The following is a 22,009-nucleotide window of genomic DNA, read 5'->3' on the forward strand; positions in this document are numbered from 1 at the left end:
TGTTTAATTTGTTTCCAACTTTAACCTAAATATTTTACAGTTCTATACATAAACTTGGATTAATCTGCATTCAGAATACTCGTGAATATTAGAAAAAACAGTATTTTTTATTTAGTATTAACCTATACAGGGAAAATTATCTTATATTAGGTTTTTATGGCATATACCGATATACCATTGAATTATTTCTCCGGTAGCATTAAACATAGTTGTTACAGAATGATTTTTTTAAGGGGAAATTGTTGCAACCATATATAGCCGTTATCAACAATACATAGGTTTTTTCTCCATAATTCACGGTTAAAGGTTCAGTAACCTGGAGTGTTTTTAATAATGTAGTAAAACCTTTGATTTCTCTAATGTCAAGGTATGATTGACTATACTTTCTTTCGATAACTCGTAGCCATTCTGAACGGTCACCGAACTTTCTTTTTAGCATACTGAACCTCCAAACTCATTTAAAATAATGAGGATACAAATCTTTATGCCGCCATATCCAGTGTTTCATCTCAACGATCATGTCTTCATAGCTAGGAACAATAAATGAAAAATCTTTTCGTGTGTTGACTAGTGTTTTATCGATGTTTACGAGGGGATATGGCTGGATCGTAACTTTATTTTCTTTGAAGTGCATATTGAATAATTGCAGTAGCTCAAATTTTGAAATACTGCTATTGTTGACTAGGTGGTAGAGGCCTGTTGTCCCTTCAATTGCTGCACGTTCAATTGCTTTTGCTAACGTTAGGGTAGTAACTCCGGTCCATATTGCACCAGTATAGCCGCGAATAGTATCATGCTGCTTCATAAACCAATTGAAGAGACCAATGCCGTCTTCCTTCAAATCAGGACCGATGATAGAGTTACGAAACGTTAGGTGTTGAGTGCTTTCAATTTCGCCTAGTCCCTTCGTACGATCGTAAAAGGTTTCCCCGTCGCGAAGGCTTTTTTCATAATAGGGAGCTGTTTTTCCTGAGAATACACAATCTGTACTTAAATGAATAAGCTTAGTATTACTGTTTTTTAATAAAGATTCAATGGCATGAGGCAAATAACTATTGAGATATACACTTTTCTCGCGGTCCGTTTCACAGGCGTCATTTAAAACACCGATACAATTGACCACAACATCATAGGCGTGATCTAATAAAAGTGACCTTAAAAAATTTGTATCTGTAATATCTCCTGTAATATTATTGCCACAAGAAAAGGATGTTCGTGAATAGGTTGTTACATCATGCCCTTTGGCGTACAAATAGAGTGAAATTGTGTGGCCAGCCATTCCAGTAGAGCCAAGTACTAAAAATTTCAAGGTTTTCCTCCCGTCCAATTTTGTAATTCTTCTTGAATGAGAGGAAGCTTTAATAATTTTTCTTTTATTTCAGTGACGGACAGTATTTTCGTATTAGTAGAGTTGTATTCATCTGTTAACGTAATTTTAGGAGAGCCCTCATCAAGATATTTTCCGTAATTTAAATCTCGATTATCCGCAGGGATTCTATAAAAATTCCCCATATCAATGGCCTTTGCAGCTTCTTCCTTTGTTAATAACACTTCGTAAATTTTTTCGCCATGCCGTGTTCCGATAACTTGTATTTTATTTTGAGCTTGGAAAATTTCTAGTAAAGCCAGTGCTAAATCCTCAATATAAGCAGCCGGGGATTTTTGTACCATTATGTCCCCATTATCAGCGTGTGAGAAGGCGTATAAAACTAATTCAACTGCCTCATCAAGACTCATCATAAAGCGTGTCATTTTTGGATCTGTAATCGTTAAAGGCTTGCCAGCTTTAATTTGTTCAATAAATAAAGGGATTACTGAGCCCCTTGAAGCCATGACATTTCCATATCGTGTCCCGCAAATCAATGTTTTATCTGGATGAACCATTCTTGATTTAGCAATAAACGTTTTTTCCATCATGGCTTTTGAAATTCCCATTGCATTTACTGGATAAGCGGCTTTATCAGTGGAAAGGCAAATAATTTTTTTCACACCTGCTTGAATAGCAGCCGTTAAAACATGATCAGTGCCAAGGATGTTCGTCTTAACTGCTTCCAGTGGGAAAAATTCACAAGAGGGGACTTGCTTAAGAGCGGCAGCATGAAAAACAAAATCGACATCATACATTGCATTGTGAATACTTTGGATGTCACGTACATCGCCTATGAAAAATTTAATTTTCGGATGTTGATAGAGTTTACGCATATCATCTTGCTTTTTCTCATCTCTTGAAAAGATACGTATTTCTTTAATATCGGTATTCAAAAATTTCTTTAATACTGCATTACCAAAAGAGCCAGTGCCGCCAGTAATGAGAAGAACTTTATCTTTAAACATTGTTACACCTCTGCATGTACGGAGTAATGATTCATTTTAATCCTCTACGATGTAAATCATATTCAGAATTTTCCCTTGGGAAGTTATACCAGTATGCCAATTCATTTGTATATTTACTTGTCGGGTTTTTATCCATTAAGGCACAATTAAAATCCCAATCCCCAGCAATATCTTTTCTTATGGTAAAGGTTGCATCACCTATAAAACTTCTTCGAATAATTTTAAATTGCCCAGGTAATGTGTAACGGTTAGATTCATCTTTTATAAATGCATAGCCTGCCTTTGTTAGCATGTTGTAGTAGTAAATATCAAACTGACCATCTACTTGGGCTAAGACGTTTCGAATAGCGGGTAAATAGTGATCATCACTATCAATGATAGCTATATAATCACCCGAAGCTTCTGCGATACATCGATTATAGGCTACACTAGCACCCAAATTAGTTGGATGATTAATAATTTTTAAGGCAGGGCAGTTTTTTTGATAGTCCTTTAAAATGGCTAAAGTATTGTCCGTAGAGCCATCATCGCAAACGATAATTTCATAGGCGTATTCTTTAGGAATACTTTCTAACAATGTCAATATCCACTCTTCACTATTGTAGGCAGGTGATAAAAAGCTAATTTTCATGTAACACCTCGATTCTTTTATTGTTAGTAGAAGTGTTCAATAGGCGTAAGTAGAAGTTTTATAAAGTCTATACTGTTTACTTTCATTGACAAAAAGGATTCTTTATTACAATATGCGTTGCAAGAGTTGTTATATAGGCAATTGCTTACAATCGTTAGTTATTTAAAAGAGAGAACACTTCAAAAATAAGGTGATTTTACTAGTGTATTCATGATATTTATACTATTCTTTTCACGTTATTCAACGAGAAATCATATTTTAATGAAGTACAGACTTTAAAAAGGGGAATGTTATGTCAAAAAAAATAGCCTTCATATGTAGTGTGGAATCGTATAAGCTCTCCGACGCACATATTTTCAAAGATTTGTGCCTTGTTCCGATTTTGTTAGGTGAATATTTAGGCTATGATGTTAGTATTTTGACGACGGAAATGAATGAGGCATTATTGAAACAAAATTTTCCTGCTGTTACTTTTCAACATATTCCGTTTGAGGATGACTATGTTGCTAATATGAATACTTATTTAATAGAGCATGCAAAGGACATCGATATTGCATTTGTAATAGGACCGTATCCATCGTATTTGTCGATATTAAAAACCTATAAAAAATTTAATCCGAACGGAAAAATTTATATGAAACTTGATGTTAATCGTTTTTGGTTAAACCGATTAAAAACCTATCCTTATTTCTCAGAGTTACTCCAGCTTTGTGATGTACTTTCCTCTGAATCTGAATCCATTCAAAACGCTATTCATGAATTTTTAAATTTAGATATTAAACGTATTCCTAATGGTTTTTATGAGCTATTTCAAACAGAGCCGGTTTCATTTAATGAGAAAGAAAATAGAATACTAACGGTTGCCCGTTTAGATGCTCCTGAAAAACAAATTCTTTTAGCAGTCAAAGCATTTTTAGCTGCACAACTTTCAGATTGGGAATTTCGGTTAGTAGGTCCAATGTCAGAGGCGTTTAGACAGGAGCTGTTGAACGTGCTTGATGGAAATCCATTTGCGGCACAGGTCGTTATTTTAGGACCGATTTATGATAAGGTACGATTGGAGGAGGAGTATAGAAAGGCTAAAATTTTTTGCCTTACCTCTTTAGTAGAATGCTATGCTCATGTATTTGCTGAGGCTGCAAAGAATGGTTGTTACATTGTTTCGACTGATGTAGATGGGGCTATGGATATTACTCATAATCAACGCTATGGAACAATTCATCCGACACATGATTGGCAAAGTGTTGGGCGGACATTGCAGCAAGTAACGAAACAGGAAGCTTTATTGGGGGATACGTGTGAACACCTCCAAGCATTCGCAAGGGCGGAATTAAATTGGAAGCATATTGTGCAAAAAGTAGCAGAATATTTAGGGGAAAAGCCAAGTTTAAATTAGATCGAATTAGAGGAAGGGTAGATCATCTCTAACATGCCATTATTATAAGGTGATTGGCATGAAGACAAGGCGACTCCTTGAAGATTAGAGAGCTAGTAGGGGAACGAGTATGGAAATAAAATCCTCGTTATGGTGAATAAAGGTTCATCACCAAAAGTTGTGAATGACTTTTGTTAAAACGTCTACTATGTAAATAGTTGATTGGAGTGGAGATTGGGCGACTCCTCGGGGATCAGCGATAGAGGAACGAAGGCTAAAAGCATCACATCCTGTGATAACGCCTTCGTGACCAACATCGTGTTGGCCCGAGACCCTGCAGCGTAGCGGATGTTTTCTGTAGCGAAAGCGAAGCGGCAGCAACAAAGCGCCCAGTCGGAACGGAAATCAACCACACGTTTTGGTGATGATCCTGAATAAAACATAAATGTATAAAAAAATCCCCTAGATTTTTCATCATCTAGGGGATAAACCTTCATTTTTTTGAAAACTTAAATCTTGCAGCTATTACACTACCTTCAACTGAAAAGTCTATTGTTCTTTAAAGTTCGTTTTTCAGCCCAATGGTATATCTTATTTTATTTCAAGTGTATATGGTTGAGTACTAGCTTTGCCGTAATATTCACTTACTTCAATATAGTAAGTGCCTTTATCCAGTTCGACTGTACCTACTTCAGCATCTCCAGCTCCGTAAAGATCTAAAGTTTCTACTGTTTTTCCTTTTGCATCAATAATACGGATGACGCCATCAAGTGCTTTTTCTGTTTGAAGAGAGAAGGACACATTGCGTTTGCTGTCGTTTTTAAATTCAAAATAGTCCTTATCACCAAATGGAACACCAGCATTTAGATATTGAGTAGCTATCCATTTATCATCTTTTTTCGTAAGTACAGTTGGTTTTGTCGGTATACCATTAACTAACTTAGAATCTGCATCTTCATCTAGTTTTTTATGATCAAATAAAGTTAAAGTATATGGCTGGATTGATACTTGTCCAACATTGCTTCCGTTAAGAACAATAAAATAACCGTGGTCTTTTTTTGCTTTAAAAGAAGTATTTACATCTGTTGTTCCTCCAAGACCGAGTAGTATTTGAAGGAGGTCTTCACCTTGTCCAAATTGAATTTCAGTCGCCATTTCTTGTGGATCGATTTCCATATTACCATTTGTATCTTCTATAATGGAGCCTGAAAATTTCAAGTCATTTTGAAGTTCTTTAGGTAATTGAGCTAGCTGTTCTTTAGTATATGGTACAGAAGAAATAAGAAGACTCATGACTTCATCTTTACCCTGTTGTTTATAGTAGTAGAAATCAGTATCATCTTGATAAATGAGATGGTCTTTATAAGTAATACCAGATTTAAGCGTTTTTGCAGTAGTTGGTGTGTTATTATTTCTATTATCGTCTTCTGGAATAGCTGCCATTTTACTTGTTTTAAGTGTATATGGTTCAGCAGAACGATCACCAAGATTCATCACTTTTACAACATATGTTTTGTCCTTTTTCAATGCAATTGCCTTAGCATCGTTTGGATCACTTGTTGATCCAAAAAGTAGACTGAGTAACCCCATATCATTCGATAATGAAGAAACTGGGATTAATTCATTTGTTTCCTCATCATATTCGAATACATTACCGGCTGGAGATTGGTTTAACCCTTTTTGAATTTGGAAACCATATACGGCATCTTCTTTAGCTGTAAATGCGAAGTAATCTTCATCATCTTCTGTTTGGAAGTATGCTTTTTGATCTTTACCAATATCAAAACGAATTGCTTGGTTCATGATTTGGTCAACGTTTTCCGGTTGTCCCATAGCATCTAGATTCATGAATATATTCATAAAATCATTTAGTTGATTACGTTTCTTTGTTTTATACTCAGTTAAAGATAAAATATCCTTTTGTACGTTGTTTTCTTGCATTCCTCCATTTGATGAAAGTCCGTCTTCATCATTAGGAAGGGTAACGACTTCACCTTTTAATGTGTAAGGAATGATTGATTCACTAACAGTTTGCTCTGTTTCAATACCGCCGCCAAAGAACATATCAAGTGAAAAATTCATACCGTTTTCATTAGATACGCTTATTACATACTCTTCCTCAGGTACAGCATCGACAACTAAGTTGACGCCATCGCCTTTATCCGTGCCATAAGATGCTCGGATTGGGTAGGCCTCATTTAATCCTTCAGCATCGTCCTCCTCTGACGGAACATTAACTAAATCTTCTTTTAGATAAAGCTCCATAGAAGCAGAAACACCTGGAATCCCAGCTAAATCAAATTTCAGTGTCGTTGGTTCATTTACTGAAAATGTAAAATAATCTTTATCACCTAGATGATCTTCAGAAAGTAGGGTATAGTTTTTCCCGGCTGTACTGAATGGGAATTTTTCAATCTTCTCCATATGTGCCATATCTAATGCATCAATTGGTAATTTTTTAGTCGTTTGAGCCGTGAATACGTAGTTTGAATTACCCTTCGAGCTATAGCTGCCATTATGATCTTTTACGCCAATAAGAAGGGTTCCTTTTTGATCTGCTTTATATAGGTATCCTTCTTGCTTGCCTACACGAACATCATTGACGTTAATTGGTTCTACTTCTTTTTTATTACCATCAGGGTAGAAGTATAAATCAAATGCATAATCATATTTGTCTGCACCTTTTAATGTCAGTTGAGCATACTCATTTGCGTCTAGATCCACCTTGTACCATTTCTTCTCGTCTGGTAACTTGAATTCACCTTTTTCAGTATTTACTATATCTTTTTTAAGGACTTTTGCGTTTTTCAAGCGCTCTTCTTTTGTTTCAGAATACTGTTTTGGTAGATTATTAATATTAAACTGTAATGCTTTCACAGGATCTACAAGGCCATGTCCATATGTAAGATCATAGCCCTTGTCACCTAAATCCTTTGCGGTCATTTCGAGAATAGCTTCTATTTCATAAGGCTTTAAATCTGGATATTTTGATTTTAGTAGGGATGCCACACCTGCAACAACAGGAGATGCCATCGATGTTCCACTAAATTTTACAAAGGATGATCCTTTTTTCTCATCATGAACTGAACTGTAAATGTCTTCACCTGGAGCTACAAGATCAACCGATGGACCATAGTTTGAATAGCTCGATAGCTTATTTCGATCATTCGTAGAGCCTACACTAATAACGCCTTCGTAAGAAGCAGGGAAGGAGTAATTGTCTGTCGATTCATTTCCAGCAGCTGCTACAATGGTAACTCCTTTATCAATTGCTTTCTGAACGGCTTCCTGCATTAATGGAGATTCACCATAACCGCCAAGGCTCATATTGATAACATCTGCGCCTTGCTCAATGGCGTAAAGGATTCCTTGTGCAATAACGAAATCATTAGCGCCATCTTTTCCGTTGAATACATCAATTGGAAGAAGCTTGGCATTTGGATTAATTCCATGTCCTCCAATACCATTATCTTTTGCCGCGCCAACAATTCCTGCTACATGTGTTCCATGCTCACTAGGATAAGATGTATTGGCAGGTGCTGCTGCATTATATGGTGGAAGCACTTGAGATTTTAAATCTGGATGTTTAAAATCCACACCACCATCGATAACAGCTACTTTTACATCATTGTTGCCTGCTAATTCTAGTGCTTTATCAATTTGAAGTAGACTCAAATGGTACATATCCTGTTTCTTTGGATCTACTGCTGTGCCAAAGGAATGATACACGTAGCTTGGAGATACTTTTTTAACTCCTTTTTGTTTCACATAATATGAAACTGCTTTTTCTAAATCTGTTCCTTTGTTCAGTTGGATAACATCGTATCCTAATGAAGGAATAGAGCGGATCACTTTTGCGCCAATTTTTTTGTGCACATTCTTATCAAGACCGGAATGTTTGACGATAATCGTATCCTGACTAATCCATTCTTTTTGATTCTTAGATGTTTGATCCTTATTGCTAGCTACTTTCACTAACTCTTGGTTCTTCGCTGTTTTTTGTGGCGCTTCAGCAAAGGCAGAAGTAGCAGGAACCATTAGTGCTGCAGTTGCTACTAAAGCAACTGATTTTTTTTTCCAGTTTTTCAACTGTTTTCCCTCCTTGAGTGTGCCAAATATTTGTGACATCTATACTAATACGTATGACTAATAGAAAAGTTTCGTAATAAGTATATATTTTTCCAAAAGCACCATTCTACATTTTACCATATTTCCCCCATTATAAAAATATGTAGAAGAGAGGTCGAAACATTCTACTCGATTTGTGAGATTGGAGTAGGAGCTTGGATTCAACCATAATTGAATTGTACCAACTATGAACAAATTGTCTTAAAGCTGCTCAAGAAGTCTGTGTAAATCTTTCTTCGAACGGGGCATTTTAATGTTTTTTTTAAATAACTTTTTCTTTTGCAAGGCAATGGCCATTTCAAAGACCCATGGGCGTTCAAGATGGGCTCTTTCAAGCAAATCCTCTTGGAAGAACATTGCAACTGGATCTCCATTATAAATAATTCTCCCAGCTTCCATCACGATTATTTGATCTGCCCATTCATAGGCTAATGAAATATCATGCGTAGCTAGTAAAATTGTTCGTATATCGTTCTCTAACGTAGCTAAATACTTTAAAACTTGTGCACTATAATAATTATCTAGTCCAGCTGTCGGTTCATCTAATAATAAAACGGAAGGTTCCATTGCAAGTACTCCTGCCATTGCGACACGTTTTTTCTGTCCAACACTTAAAAAATGGATCGGTTTATCTAGCAATGCTTCGACTTCGGTTTGAGCGACAGCCCACGCAATTTTCTCTTCAATTTTTTCAGTTGTCCAGCCAAGATTCAAAGGACCAAATGCAATATCTTGCTTAACTGTGCCAGAAAAAAGCTGATTGTCGGCATCCTGAAAAACAATACCAACCTGTTGGCGCAATTTTTTTAATGCTTTTCTACTATAGTTCAGGTCATTGCCACAAAAGGATATACTTCCAGCGGTAGGCTTCAAAATACCATTTAAATGCTGAAATAACGTTGATTTTCCAGCTCCATTATGACCGAGTAAAGCGATTTTTTTCCCCTTTGGAATTTGAAGTGTAATATCTGTTAGGGCATAAGTTCCATCTGCATAAGCGTAGGATAAATGTGTTAAATCAAAGTATAAATCTGTCATCAGAAAAACCCTCCATAAATGATGAGGAGTATAAAAATAGTAGCAATACCTACCCAATTTTTCGCGTTATAGGTAACATCGTCTTGCCAATAAACAGTTTCGCCACCACGCGCTTCCATCGCATTGTTTAGCTCACGACTTCGTTGGAACATCTCGACAAATAAAGCTGCAATTAACATTGATACCGAACGGAGCCACTGCATAGGGGAGCTGTATCCTAGACGAGCCTGCTGGGCAAGATGAATTTTTTGCATACTATCTAAAAAGATAAAAATAAAACGATACGTTAGCTCTACTAGCTCTACAAATAGAGTTGGAAGTCGCCATTGTCTTAGCACGTAACAAATAGATTGGACTGATGTTGTGAGAATTAAAAAATACAAACAGCTAATGCTGCCAAGGACGATGAAAAAAAGCTGTTGCGCTGTCACGAGGCTCGCTCTGCCGATAAAAATCGTCCAACTATTAAATGAAAATGACCAAATATACGTTGGTAACGTGCTAGTTGTTGGCGCTATAGAAATTAAAATTGACACTAAACTTGATAGTAAAAAAAATCCAGGTAGCAATAGTAATTTAGCATAATATTTAGCAGGGATTTTTGCGCCTAAAATGATAAAAGCACTCATCACAATAAATGTAATGAGTGACATTCGTTCATCTCTCATGATAAGCGACAATATAAGTAGTCCAAGGGATAACGTCGTTTTTTCTAACGGATGAACAGACGCTAATTTATTCAAATAAGCATACTTATCAATGAGTAACATCGCTTAACCCTCTTTATGTTTGCCACGCATTAAGCCAATGAAATAGCCGATAAATCCAGCGCCAATAGCAGCTTGTAGTGCGAATAATAAGCTTTCAATTTCACCACTTGGTGGCTCCCATAAGCTTTCAAACCATGGCTCGTAGCTAGCATCAATTTCACTAATTGCTGCTTCCGCTTCACCATCAGCCCCCTCGAATTCTGCACCTTTTTGAATAAATAGGGGGATAATTGCTAGGAACACAACAATGGCTAAGAGCAGTAAGTTCTTTTTCATGTTAGTGAGCCTCCTTTGTTGAGAAAACACGTAGAGCTTTTAATTCACTCACATTGTATTTTTTCAGAAAATTCATAACGATCACTGTTAAAATTCCTTCACTAACAGCAAGAGGAATTTGTGTTAACGCAAAAATACCAGCAAATTTTGTGAATGAAGCCATAAAGCCACCGACTTCAGAAGGGAAGGCAAGAGCTAGTTGCACTGAAGTGACAACATATGTACCTAAATCACCAAGCATTGCTGCTAAAAAGACGGCTACTGAAAATGATAATCCCAGTTTTTGTGAGCCCTTAAATACATAGTAAGCGATAATAGGGCCCATAATTGCCATGGAAAAGGTATTTGCCCCTAATGTTGTAAGCCCACCATGTGCTAACAGTAAAGATTGGAATAATAATACGATTGTTCCGATAACACTCATCGCTAATGGTCCAAAAAGAACTGTCCCAAGTCCAACTCCAGTTGGATGCGAACAACTCCCTGTTACAGAAGGGATTTTTAAGGCAGATAGTACAAAGGCAAAGGCACCCGATAGCCCTAATATCATTTTTGTTTCAGGATTTTCTTCAATGGTTTTTCGAATAGAACGTAATCCTAAAATAATAAATGGAATCGATACGACCCACCAAAAAATCGCCCATTCAATTGGCAAAAAGCCCTCCATAATATGCATCGCAAATGCGCGATTTGGCACGAATAAAAATGCCAATAAGAAATAACTAAGCTTCCAACCTGAAAATTTCAAGAATCTCTCCTCCTAGCTTTAAAATTTTTCGAATTAGTATGCGATCGATAAAATTTCGCCTTGGCGTAATTGTAGCTGCCGCTTCGCTTTCGCTACAGAAAACATTTGTAGCTGCCGCTTCGCTTTCGCTACAGAAAACATTTGTAGCTGCCGCTTCGCTTTCGCTACAGAAAACATTTGTAGCTGTCGCTATGCTTTCGCTACAGAAAACATTTGCCGCTGCCGCTTCGCTTTCGCGCAGATAAACAATGCGTCCGGATTTTGAATTGTGCAAGCACAATTCATTCCTTTCAAAGTCCGTGACATCCGCCGGAAGCTTTTTTTCATTCAGTAGGTGTTTTGGCCCGGTTGGAACCATATCTGTACTCATCTACTACCTTGAGATGGAGTCTCTTCTGAATGAAAAAAAGCACTTCTCCGATAGTGGAAAAGTGCATGCTAAAAAAGCAAATAAAATTCTAATCTGCTAAGCCGCACACCCATCCTCGTAGGTTGAAACGATCACATATTTTTCGGCAGGTCTCCTGGCTTTAGTTCAACGTTTTATAGGCCTTCCCATCCTTTGGACAGTGACATTCTCTATAAAACTCCCTAGTACAGTGGCGGGACCGCGCCGGACTTGAACCGGCTTCCCTTTTAAGCGAAATGCTGAACAATTCGCACCGAAAAAAGATGAAGTTGTGAGATTTCACGACAAAGTGTAACATGAATTTCCATATATATGCTATGATTTTTATAGAAAAATTTTAAATTAATAGTCTACGTCGAAAATTTAGATAAATCAAAAAGAAATGTCGCGTTTTTCTATAGAATTTTAAAAAAATTGTCACAAATTAAGAAAGTAATATTGAAATTTTTAAAAAATAAGCTATGATAGAAACAGTTTTCAATTACATTAAAATTCTTTCAGCAAATGTCTTTTGTAGCGAAAGTGAAGCGTTAGCTACAGAAGTCTCCTACCTCTATAGATGGTAAGATGAATGCTGATTTAAGTTCTTTTCAGCGGGTGTCAAAACACCTGTACTTGCTGAAAGAAGTTAAAGCCTCCGGCGGCTGTCATGCAATTATGCCGAGGCATACTTGATATATTAAAAATTCATATAAAACGTCCATAAGTGCTTGAATATTCAAGATAATAGGGAAATCGGTGAAAGTCCGATACAGCCCCCGCTACTGTAATAGCTGATGAAATCGCGGATGCCACTAGTGAAAACTTGGGAAGGCGCGAAAGTAAAAGGAAGCTTAAGTCAGGAAACCTGCTTATGGGATGATGCATGCAAACTTTTCGGAGGGAGAAGTTGAAGCAAGAGCGAGTACCTGTATATATTCGTTTTTATTTGGCTTCTACTAAACCTTTACTCTTCGTCTAGAGTAAAGGTTTTTCTTTTTCCTAAAAGCAAATGAGGGGAGAACGACTATGACAACTTGGAATTTAGAGGGGATGAAAACACATCTTTTTATTTGTAATGGTAGTAGCTGTATGAAAAAAGATGCTGAGGACATTACACAGGCGATCCGTGATGAAATACAGTTGCTGGCGCTTGATAAGGAAATACATACGACGAGAACTCGCTGTAATGGCAGATGTAAAGATGCTTGTGTTGTCATTGCATATCCTCAGGGAAATTGGTACCGTGTGCCAACAACGGAGCATGCGAGAGCACTCGTACAAGATTTAAATCATGAGTCGTTACATAATGAGCATGTCTTTACATTGCGGGAAGGTTCGTTACAGCGTACAGCACAAACAACAGCCATTAAAGGCATTGAAAAGGTGAAAGAGGGGTAACGAAATGGCACAAAAAGGTAAGATTTTCGTAGTTGGCTTTGGTCCTGGAGATTTTAAACATATTACGACTCGTGCTGTGGAGGCACTACAACAAAGTGATATGATTATAGGCTATAAAACGTATGTTGAGCTTATTCAGGATTTAGTTAGTGCAAAGTCGATTATTAGTACTGGTATGACGGAGGAAGTTTCACGTGCACAGGAAGCGGTACGTCAAGCAGAGGCTGGAAGTATCGTATCGGTCATTTCTAGTGGAGATGCCGGGGTTTATGGGATGGCAGGATTAGTGTATGAGGTATTAATCGAGCTAGGCTGGACAGAGGCAACTGGTATCGAGGTAGAAATTGTTCCAGGTATTTCAGCTATTAATTCGTGTGCAAGTTTACTAGGTGCTCCAATTATGCATGACGCCTGTACCATTAGTTTAAGTGACCACTTAACACCTTGGAATTTAATTGCAAAAAGAGTAGAAGCGGCAGCAATGGCGGATTTTGTTATTGCTCTTTATAACCCGAAAAGTGGCCGTCGTACGAGACAAATTGTAGAGGCACAAAGAATTTTATTGGAATATCGTTCGCCAGATACACCAGTTGGACTTGTGAAAAGCGCATATCGTGACCGTCAGGAAATAACGATGACTACTTTAGCAGAAATGCTTGAACATGATATCGGCATGTTAACGACAGTTATTATTGGGAATTCAACAACATTCTTCTACGACAATAAGATGATTACGCCACGTGGTTATCAGCGTAAATATACACTTGGTGATGAAAAACAATCGTTACGACCACATCAACGACTCAAGGAAGAAAATGAACCATGGGCGATGAATCAAGAAACAGGAGTAGCGCGTAATGATTTTGCGACAGATCCTAATGCAAATCGTATTAAGCCCAGTTTAGCCATTAGACCACAACCAAAGCCTAACAAATCGTCACTTGAAATGGCAACAGCAGCTCTTGCAATGGTAAAGGGAACAAACGCTGTGAAAGTATCACCTAAGCGTGTTCAACAAAAAATCGAATCTATTTTTGAATTAGCGGTTAGTCCTGGGGTAGCCAATAAGTTCTTTACGCCTCAACAAATGAAGACTTTAGCTGAAGTAGTTGGTGAGGAAGGAACGATGGAGTATACACCAGACCATCAAATTCATTTGAAAATTCCAACGTCTGAGCCTGAAGAAATTACAGCAAAGCTCCGTGAAGTTGGCTTTTTACTTGCACCACTTGGTGACGTGCTTTCGTTAAAGGCTTGTGACTTCTGTTACGGAGAAAAGGTCGATTCGATTCCATATGCAGAAGAGATTCAAGAAAAGCTTGGGGGTATGGCGTTACCGAAAACATTAAATATTGGCTTTAATGGCTGCGGTATGGCGTGTTATCGAGCAGTATTTGATGATATTGGCATCGTTTATCGTAAAAGTAAATTTGATGTTTTTATTGGTGCCAAGCCGGTTGGTCGTACAGCTCATGCTGCACAGCCTGTTGTTGAGGGGTTAGAGCCTGAACACCTCATACCACTTATCACCGACATTATCGATGAATATAAAGCAAATGCGCATCCAAATGAACGTCTGTTTAAATACTTCAAGCGTGTGAAAAAGATCCTACATTTTACGTATCAGGATATGTCTTCAAAAATAAAAGTAGAGCCCGCTCCATGCGGCGACTAGTGAGGAGTAATGAGATGAAAGCAATTTTATTTGTCGGCCACGGGAGCCGTTTAGAAGCAGGAAATGAAGAGGTACGCACGTTTATCGAGCAAATGACACCTCGCATTGATGAACGTTTTTTAGTAGAAACATGTTTTTTAGAGTTTGCCTCGCCAAACATTGAAGAAGGTATTACGAACTGTGTGAAGAAGGGTGCTACAGAGGTGCATGTTATTCCGATTATCCTGCTTCATGCTGGACATTCAAAACTACATATTCCAGCAGAAATCGAACATGCGCGTGAGCATTATCCAAATATAACGTTCACATATGGGCAAACAATCGGTATCCATGAAGAAATATTTGCTATTTTAGAAGATCGTTTAGTAGAAATCGGTTTTAATGCTGAAGAAGAACATGAAGATACTGCCATTTTATTAATTGCACGTGGTGGCAGTGATCCTGCTGCAAATGGTGATTTTTATAAAATTACACGCTTGTTATGGGAAAAACTCCCGGTTCAGTATGTGGAAAGTGCATTTATGGGTGTCACTGATCCGCGTGTTGAAGAAGGAATTGAGCGCTGTGTGAAGCTCGGTGCTAAAAAAATTATTATGCTACCGTACTTTTTATTCACAGGTATCCTAATGGAACGTATGAACGGTATGTGTCAGCAATTTAACGAAAAATATCCGGACTGTGATATTCAAATTGCTAACTATTTTGGCTATCATGAGCGTTTACAAAATGTACTATTAGAGCGTATTGAGCAAGCTGTAAATGGCACGTCAACAGGTATGCAAGATTTAGAAAATTATCGTGCTTATGCAGCAGTACATGGACACGCGCATCATCATCACCATCATGACCACGACCATGATCATCATCACCACCATGAAGAGGAGCCAGTGAAATGATTTTCATGTTAGCAGGGACGAGCGATGCTAGAAATCTAGCACTTGAAATCCAGTCAGCGGGTTATGCTGTGACAGCAACAGTCGTTACTGAATCAGCTGCTTCTAGCCTTGCAGAAGTAGGCCTTCCTTATTTAGTCGGTCGTTTAACGGCGGATGAAATGGCGACGATTATTACAGAGCGAGGGTACCGTTTAGTTGTAGATGCCTCTCATCCATTTGCTGAAGAAGCTTCAAAAAATGCTATGGTGGCAGCTGAGCAAGCAAATGTTCCGTATATTCGCTATGAACGTGCTCATGAGCATTATGCAGATCCACTAATTACGATTGTGAAAGATTACGACGAGGCTGCCCATTTAGCAGCAGAAAAACGTGGTGTCATTATGCTAACGACGGGCAGTAAAACACTAGCAACCTTTACAAAGGTATTACATGGTTTAGAAAATACAAGAGTAATTGCGCGTATGCTTCCTCGACTCGATAATATGGAAAAATGCGAAGCACTTGGTGTGGCACAAAGAGATATTGTTGCCATACAGGGCCCTTTTTCAAAGGAATTAAATGAAGCACTTTTTCGTCAATATGATGTGACGTTGATGATTACGAAAGAAAGCGGCAAGGTTGGCTCGGTGGATGAAAAGCTAGAGGCTGCCCTTGCATGTGGCATCGAAACGATTTTAATTGCCAGACCAAATATAAAATACGGACAGCAATATTCTACATTTGAAGATGTACGTCAAGCTGTACAAAACACACTTTAGGAGGCAATCCAAATGGACTTTAAAACAGATTTCAAACCATTAACAGTAGACCCAGATAAAATTTATGATTACAGTTTCTCTATTATTGCAGAGGAAATGGGCGAGCATAATTTCTCAGAGGATGAGTGGAAAGTTGTACGTCGCATCATTCATGCTTCTGCAGACTTTGAATTAGGGCGTAGCGTAATTATTACACCGGGAGCACTTGAGGCCGGTATTAAATCAATCCTTGCTGGTCGCCATGTCATTGCAGATGTGCAAATGATTGAAAGTGGTTCAGGGAAAAAACGCTTCCAAAAACATGGTGGCGATTTACACTGCTATATTGCAGATGAAGATGTTTCAGTTGAAGCAAAAAAACAAAACACAACACGTGCGATTATCTCTATGCAAAAGGCTACTAGATTACACGAAGGCGGCATTTATGCAATTGGGAATGCACCGACAGCATTGCTTGAATTAATTCGTTTAATTAAAGAAGGCATAGCGAAACCAGATTTAATTATCGGTATGCCAGTTGGCTTCGTATCAGCCGCTGAATCGAAGGAAGAGTTATTAAAACTAGAAGGTATTCCGTATATTACAAATGTTGGTCGTAAAGGCGGTAGTACAGTGACGGTTGCCGCATTGAATGCTGTCTCACTTTTAGCGGATGAACAGGCGAAAAAATAATGGAGCGGAAGCCTAAAAAAGATCCCAAAGACATGCGTCACGGTTATACAACGGGGTCCTGTGCGACTGCAGTAACGAAGGCCGCATTACTCGCCTTAATTACAAATGAAGAGCAAGAAACAAGTACGATTCATTTGCCGATTGGACGAGATGCAACCTTTACGATAGAAAAATGTACATTTCAGCATGATGCTGTTAGCTGTGAAACGATTAAAGATGCTGGTGATGACCCGGATGCAACACATAAAGCACTCATTGTTGGCACAGTAAGCTGGTCAGATATACCAGGCATTCATCTGGACGGTGGAATTGGGGTCGGGCGTGTAACAAAGCCTGGCTTACCAGTACCTGTTGGAGAAGCAGCTATCAATCCTGTACCACGGAAGATGATTCATAGTACTGTACAAGGTGTACTTGATGAATTTCAAATTAAACGAGGCGTTAACGTAGTTATTTCCGTCCCTAAGGGTGAGGAAATTGCTAAAAAAACGTTAAATGGGCGACTTGGTATTATTGGAGGCATCTCAATTTTAGGCACAAGGGGAACCGTCGTGCCTTTTTCGAGTTCTGCCTATATGGCCAGCATCGTCCAAGCGATTAGTGTTGCAAAAGAGGCTGGTTGTAAGCATTTAGTCGTCACGACTGGTGGACGTAGTGAAAAGTATGCGATGGCACAGTACCCTCATTTACCAGAGGAAGCGTTTATAGAAATGGGCGATTTTGTAGGCTTTACATTAAAGCATTGTAAACGACTTGGTATGAAGCAAGTCTCGCTTGTTGGGATGATGGGGAAATTCTCGAAAGTGGCACAAGGTGTCATGATGGTGCACTCTAAAAGTGCTCCAATTGATTTTAACTTTTTAGCACAATTAGCAGTGGATATAGGTGCAGATGAAGAAACCATTACGAACGTACGAGAGGCAAACACTGCTTCACAGGTTGGAGAAATTATGGCAGAAAAGGGCTATGATGCATTCTTCCACCACTTATGTGAAGCTTGCTGTTATTCTTCATTACATCATATTAAGGGCGGATTAACGCTATCCACATCGATCTATTCGATGCAGGGACAATTATTAGGAAGGGCTGATGACATTGCATCGATCGATGAAATTGATTGGGATCGGGGATAACGGACAAGAAAGCTTACTACCGCAATATGTACAGTGGATTGAAGACTGTGAGGTACTTGTTGGTGGGGAGCGTGTCCTAGAATTTTTCCCGAATTTCACGGGTGAAAAAATGTTAATTAAAGGTGGTCTTTCAGCGCTTGTCGAAAGATTATCTGCAGAAACAAGAACTACAGTTATTTTAGCGTCAGGTGATCCATTATTTTACGGAATCGGTGGTTATTTAGCGAAAAAGCTAGACATTGACGTTTATCCATATATGAGCTCTGTACAGCTTGCTTTTTCAAAGATGGGGGAAAGCTGGCAGGATGCTTATGTTACAAGTATTCATGGGCGCTCCATGAAAGGCTTAGCACAACGCATCGATGGTAAAAAGAAAGTGGCATTGCTAACAGATGCAGAGAATAATCCGAATGAGTTGGCAAGTTATTTAAAGCATTTTGGCATGACAGAATACCGTGCATTTGTGGCAGAAAATTTACAGGGCACAAATGAAAAATTCGGCTGGTATTCACTTGATGAATTAGAAATGGCTGATTTTTCTCCGTTAAATGTTGTTATTTTACAGCAAACTTCAGTACCAAAACGCTATGCACTCGGTATCGCTGATGAAGAATTCTCACAGCGTAAGCCAGACAAAGGGCTGATTACGAAAAAAGAAATTCGTGTTTTAAGTTTACAAGCAATGCAGCTACAATTTGATAGCATCATTTGGGACGTTGGCACATGTACGGGTTCGATGGCCATTGAGGCCGGCAAGCTTGCGCCAGAAGGTCAAATATTTGCCGTGGAGAAAAATGCCCCCGATTTAGAAAATTGCCTGCAAAATCAGCAAAAGTTCCGTGTAGATATTACAGCTATTCATAGTAAAGCGCCAGCAGGACTTGAAAACTTCCCTGATCCGGATGCGATTTTTATCGGCGGCACTGGAGGAGAAATGGTGGAGTTATTACAATTGTGTTGTACACGCTTAAAGCCAAATGGTCGTATTGTCTTGAATGCTGCAACAATTGAAAATTTATATAAAGCAGTCGAAGCGTTTAAGTCTTGTGGCTTTGCTGTAGACATATTGCAGGCACAGCTTGCGCGCAGTAAACCAATATTAGATATGACACGTTTTGTCCCATTAAATCCTATTTACATTATTTCTGCATATCGAAAGGAAGAAAATTATGAGTAATCTTGGTATTTTATATGGCTTGGGCGTAGGTCCTGGCGATCCAGAGTTAATTACAGTTAAGGCATTCCGTGTTATTCAAGAATCTCCTGTTATTGCCTATCCGAAAAAATTAAAAGGCAGTAAAAGCTATGCACATCGCATCGTAGATGTCTACATTAACCCAGAAGAAAAAGATATGCTTGGCCTAGTATTTCCAATGACAAAGGATGAGGCTGTATTAGAACGCGAATGGACGAAATCAGTGGAACTTGTCTATGAGAAATTAAAAGAAGGTAAGGACGTCGCATTCGTAACAGAAGGTGACCCATTATTATATAGTACGTTCATCCATATGATGAAGCTTATGCAGGACATGCACCCTGACGTTGAAATCCGAACAGTTCCTGGAATTTCTTCGTTCAATGGTTCAGCATCACGACTTGGGATTGCACTAGCAGATGGCGATGACCGCGTTGCCATTGTCCCTGCCCATGATGACTATGATGCTATGCGTGAAGCGATTGAAAGTCACGATGCAGTGGTGTTTATAAAAGTAGCGAAAGTTATTGATTTAATGCTTGAGGTGCTACGTGATTTAGATTTACTTGATAAGGCATCGGTCGTAACAAAGGTAACATCTGACGAGGAAATCATTTGGGATGTACGGGAGCTAGACGGTGTCGATTTAGAATATTTAACGTTAATGGTGGTGCGTAAATAATGAAGAAAATATATATTGTCGGCGCTGGTCCTGGTGATCCAGATTTAATTACAGTAAAAGGTTTACATATGCTACAAACAGCAGACGTTGTGATGTATACAGATTCATTAGTGAATGAGGATCTTATTGCAAAGGCAAGACCAGATGCAGAGGTTATTCGTACAGCAGGTATGCATTTAGAGGAAATGGTAGCGGTCATGGTAGATCGCGTCAATGCAGGTAAAGTAGTAGCTCGTATGCATACAGGAGACCCTGCGATGTACGGAGCAATCATGGAACAAGTAGCTCTATTAAAAAAAGAAGGCATTGGCTACGAGGTTATTCCTGGTGTTAGTTCTGTCTTCGCTTCAGCAGCGGCAATAGGGGCAGAATTAACAATTCCTGATTTAACACAAACACTTATTTTAACGCGTGCCGAAGGACGTACACCTGTTCCAGAATTTGAGAAGCTACGTGATTTAGCGAGTCACCACTGTACAATTGCCTTATTCCTGAGCGCAACGCTAACAAAGAAAATAGTAAAAGAATTACAAAATGCTGGATGGGCCGATGATACACCAGTAGCTGTTATTCAACGAGCTTCTTGGCCAGATCAAAAAATCGTACGTACAACATTAATTGAACTGGATGAAGCAATGCGTGTCAATGGGATTCGTAAACATGCGATGATTTTAGCTGGCTGGGCATTAGACCCGAATATTCATGATAAAGATCAATATCGTTCCAAATTATATGATGCTTCCTTTACACATGGCTTTAGAAAAGGTGTGAAAACAAGTGATTGAGTTACAAGAGGGCGTATTGCCAGAAGTTGACCAACGAAACCCTTATGCAGTTGTAGCCATTACAAAGCACGGTGTTCAAATCGGACGTCGCTTGCAGCAAACCTTTGCTGCAAGTGACTTATATTACATGAGTAAATTTGAGCAGGGGGATGAAGCAGAAAAGCATATTCAGATGTTTACAGGTACTGTGCGTTTACTGCTGCCAACTCTTTTTAAGCAATATAAAGGCTTAATTTTAATCATTTCACTCGGTGCAGTTGTCCGCATGATAGCACCGATTTTAAAGGATAAAAAGACTGATCCAGGTGTTGTAGTCATTGACGACCGTGGTGAAAACGTGATTAGCGTGTTATCGGGGCATTTAGGTGGCGCCAATGAGCTGACACATGAAGTAGCTGCAGCGCTTGGAGCAAATCCTATTATTACAACAGCCTCAGATGTGCAAAAGACCATTCCGGTTGATTTATTTGGTGCCCGTTTTGGCTGGGTATGGGATAGTGCCGATAAACTGACGCCTGTCAGTGCCTCTGTTGTCAATGAGGAGCACGTTGCAATCGTTCAGGAAACGGGGGAACGTGACTGGTGGATGCGTGACACAACGATGCCAGAGCAAATTAAAATTTATCCGTCAACATATGATGCTATTGAAGCGAAACCACATGCGACATTACTCATTACTGACCGCATCATTGACCCAAAAGAAGAAGTGCTTCTAGAAAATGGTGTTATTTATCGACCAAAATCGGTTGTGCTTGGCATGGGCTGTAATCGTGGGACAGCTGTGGAAGAAATTGAGCAAGTCATTGATGAAACCCTTGCAGAGCTGAAGCTTTCGAAAAAAAGTGTGAAAGCGCTATGCACGATTGATTTAAAGAAGGACGAGCAATGTTTCTTAGAAATAACAAAGAAATACGATTGGGAATTTGTAACATATTCACCGGCGGAATTAAATGAAATTGATTTCCCTACACCTTCGGAAACTGTTTTTAACTATACAGGAGCATACGGGGTGAGTGAGCCTGCAGCAATGCGTTATGCGCAGGTGGAGTCACTTGTTCTAGAAAAGAAAAAATCGGGCAATGCTACAATCTCTGTTGCTAGATTAACATTTTAAGGAGGAAGCC

General features: G+C 38.8%; 20 protein-coding genes and 2 riboswitches. Of the genes, 11 read left to right on the forward strand and 9 right to left on the reverse strand.

All coding sequences use genetic code 11. The features are described 5' to 3' along the window. Positions 1 to 454: 454 nt before the first annotated feature. From ACIQZA_RS23805 to ACIQZA_RS23815, 3 genes are read right to left on the reverse strand one after another with little or no spacing between them, the layout of a single operon-like run. Complete coding sequence (locus ACIQZA_RS23805) at positions 455 to 1,309, reverse strand: SDR family oxidoreductase (RefSeq protein ID WP_400936715.1); 855 nt, start codon at positions 1,307 to 1,309, stop codon at positions 455 to 457. Beyond that, positions 1,306 to 2,334, reverse strand: coding sequence for a polysaccharide biosynthesis protein (locus ACIQZA_RS23810; protein WP_142507102.1), 1,029 nt, complete (start codon positions 2,332 to 2,334; stop codon positions 1,306 to 1,308). The genes ACIQZA_RS23805 and ACIQZA_RS23810 overlap by 4 nt, the downstream gene beginning before the upstream one ends. Before the next feature lie 31 nt (positions 2,335 to 2,365). Next, on the reverse strand, positions 2,366 to 2,965 hold the full coding sequence (locus ACIQZA_RS23815) for a glycosyltransferase family 2 protein (protein WP_400936719.1): 600 nt from the start codon (positions 2,963 to 2,965) through the stop codon (positions 2,366 to 2,368). A 292-nt stretch (positions 2,966 to 3,257) separates the two neighbouring features. Between ACIQZA_RS23815 and ACIQZA_RS23820 the strand changes: the two genes are divergently transcribed. Continuing rightward, complete coding sequence (locus ACIQZA_RS23820) at positions 3,258 to 4,361, forward strand: glycosyltransferase (RefSeq protein WP_400936722.1); 1,104 nt, start codon at positions 3,258 to 3,260, stop codon at positions 4,359 to 4,361. 570 nt (positions 4,362 to 4,931) lie between these two features. Here the strand turns inward: ACIQZA_RS23820 and ACIQZA_RS23825 are convergent. From ACIQZA_RS23825 to ACIQZA_RS23850, 6 genes are all read right to left on the reverse strand, one after another. Next, positions 4,932 to 8,429, reverse strand: a complete 3,498-nt coding sequence (locus ACIQZA_RS23825; RefSeq protein WP_402884266.1) for a S8 family peptidase — start codon at positions 8,427 to 8,429, stop codon at positions 4,932 to 4,934. Positions 8,430 to 8,669: 240 nt separating this feature from the next. After that, positions 8,670 to 9,506, reverse strand: coding sequence for an energy-coupling factor ABC transporter ATP-binding protein (locus ACIQZA_RS23830; protein ID WP_400936727.1), 837 nt, complete (start codon positions 9,504 to 9,506; stop codon positions 8,670 to 8,672). Next, entirely contained in the window at positions 9,506 to 10,276 is a 771-nt protein-coding gene (gene cbiQ, locus ACIQZA_RS23835; protein WP_400936729.1) for a cobalt ECF transporter T component CbiQ, read from the reverse strand. Before cbiQ ends, ACIQZA_RS23830 begins: the two co-directional genes overlap by 1 nt. 3 nt (positions 10,277 to 10,279) lie before the next feature. After that, positions 10,280 to 10,552, reverse strand: a complete 273-nt coding sequence (locus ACIQZA_RS23840) for an energy-coupling factor ABC transporter substrate-binding protein (protein WP_402884263.1) — start codon at positions 10,550 to 10,552, stop codon at positions 10,280 to 10,282. A gap of 1 nt (position 10,553) precedes the next feature. Next, positions 10,554 to 11,300, reverse strand: a complete 747-nt coding sequence (locus tag ACIQZA_RS23845; protein WP_400936731.1) for an energy-coupling factor ABC transporter permease — start codon at positions 11,298 to 11,300, stop codon at positions 10,554 to 10,556. Further along, positions 11,275 to 11,670 carry a hypothetical protein gene (locus ACIQZA_RS23850; protein ID WP_402884262.1) on the reverse strand — a complete coding sequence of 132 codons (396 nt, stop codon included), beginning with the start codon at positions 11,668 to 11,670 and terminating at the stop codon, positions 11,275 to 11,277. Before ACIQZA_RS23850 ends, ACIQZA_RS23845 begins: the two co-directional genes overlap by 26 nt. Positions 11,671 to 11,797: 127 nt before the next feature. Beyond that, a riboswitch (cobalamin riboswitch) is annotated at positions 11,798 to 11,982 on the reverse strand. Between the two features lie 414 nt (positions 11,983 to 12,396). Beyond that, positions 12,397 to 12,578: riboswitch (cobalamin riboswitch) on the forward strand. A 139-nt stretch (positions 12,579 to 12,717) separates the two neighbouring features. Between ACIQZA_RS23850 and ACIQZA_RS23855 the strand changes: the two genes are divergently transcribed. From ACIQZA_RS23855 to ACIQZA_RS23900, 10 genes are read left to right on the forward strand one after another with little or no spacing between them, the layout of a single operon-like run. Continuing rightward, a complete protein-coding gene (locus ACIQZA_RS23855; protein ID WP_142507094.1) occupies positions 12,718 to 13,089 on the forward strand; it encodes a (2Fe-2S) ferredoxin domain-containing protein in 372 nt (123 codons plus the stop codon). A 4-nt stretch (positions 13,090 to 13,093) separates the two neighbouring features. Continuing rightward, positions 13,094 to 14,764: a precorrin-3B C(17)-methyltransferase gene (gene cobJ, locus ACIQZA_RS23860; protein WP_402884260.1), complete on the forward strand. Its 1,671-nt coding sequence runs from the start codon at positions 13,094 to 13,096 to the stop codon at positions 14,762 to 14,764. Between the two features lie 14 nt (positions 14,765 to 14,778). Then, positions 14,779 to 15,660 (forward strand): sirohydrochlorin chelatase, encoded by an 882-nt coding sequence (locus ACIQZA_RS23865; RefSeq protein ID WP_402884258.1) that lies wholly within the window; start codon positions 14,779 to 14,781, stop codon positions 15,658 to 15,660. Further along, on the forward strand, positions 15,657 to 16,418 hold the full coding sequence (gene cobK, locus ACIQZA_RS23870) for a precorrin-6A reductase (protein ID WP_400936742.1): 762 nt from the start codon (positions 15,657 to 15,659) through the stop codon (positions 16,416 to 16,418). Before ACIQZA_RS23865 ends, cobK begins: the two co-directional genes overlap by 4 nt. A 12-nt stretch (positions 16,419 to 16,430) precedes the next feature. Further along, positions 16,431 to 17,090: a precorrin-8X methylmutase gene (locus ACIQZA_RS23875; RefSeq protein WP_400936744.1), complete on the forward strand. Its 660-nt coding sequence runs from the start codon at positions 16,431 to 16,433 to the stop codon at positions 17,088 to 17,090. Next, a complete protein-coding gene (locus ACIQZA_RS23880; protein ID WP_402884256.1) occupies positions 17,090 to 18,223 on the forward strand; it encodes a cobalt-precorrin-5B (C(1))-methyltransferase in 1,134 nt (377 codons plus the stop codon). Before ACIQZA_RS23875 ends, ACIQZA_RS23880 begins: the two co-directional genes overlap by 1 nt. Next, the gene (gene cbiE / locus ACIQZA_RS23885) at positions 18,180 to 19,400 is read left to right on the forward strand and encodes a precorrin-6y C5,15-methyltransferase (decarboxylating) subunit CbiE (RefSeq protein WP_402884255.1); all 1,221 of its coding nucleotides are present in this window, start codon (positions 18,180 to 18,182) and stop codon (positions 19,398 to 19,400) included. Before ACIQZA_RS23880 ends, cbiE begins: the two co-directional genes overlap by 44 nt. Further along, positions 19,393 to 20,100: a precorrin-2 C(20)-methyltransferase gene (cobI, locus tag ACIQZA_RS23890; RefSeq protein WP_132359974.1), complete on the forward strand. Its 708-nt coding sequence runs from the start codon at positions 19,393 to 19,395 to the stop codon at positions 20,098 to 20,100. The genes cbiE and cobI overlap by 8 nt, the downstream gene beginning before the upstream one ends. Then, a complete protein-coding gene (gene cobM / locus ACIQZA_RS23895; RefSeq protein ID WP_402884253.1) occupies positions 20,100 to 20,885 on the forward strand; it encodes a precorrin-4 C(11)-methyltransferase in 786 nt (261 codons plus the stop codon). Before cobI ends, cobM begins: the two co-directional genes overlap by 1 nt. Continuing rightward, positions 20,878 to 21,999, forward strand: a complete 1,122-nt coding sequence (locus ACIQZA_RS23900; protein WP_402884252.1) for a cobalt-precorrin 5A hydrolase — start codon at positions 20,878 to 20,880, stop codon at positions 21,997 to 21,999. The genes cobM and ACIQZA_RS23900 overlap by 8 nt, the downstream gene beginning before the upstream one ends. Positions 22,000 to 22,009 lie beyond the last annotated feature (10 nt).

Origin of the sequence: Lysinibacillus sp. NPDC096382, from assembly GCF_044762845.1 — a bacterium.
GTDB lineage: Bacteria > Bacillota > Bacilli > Bacillales_A > Planococcaceae > Lysinibacillus.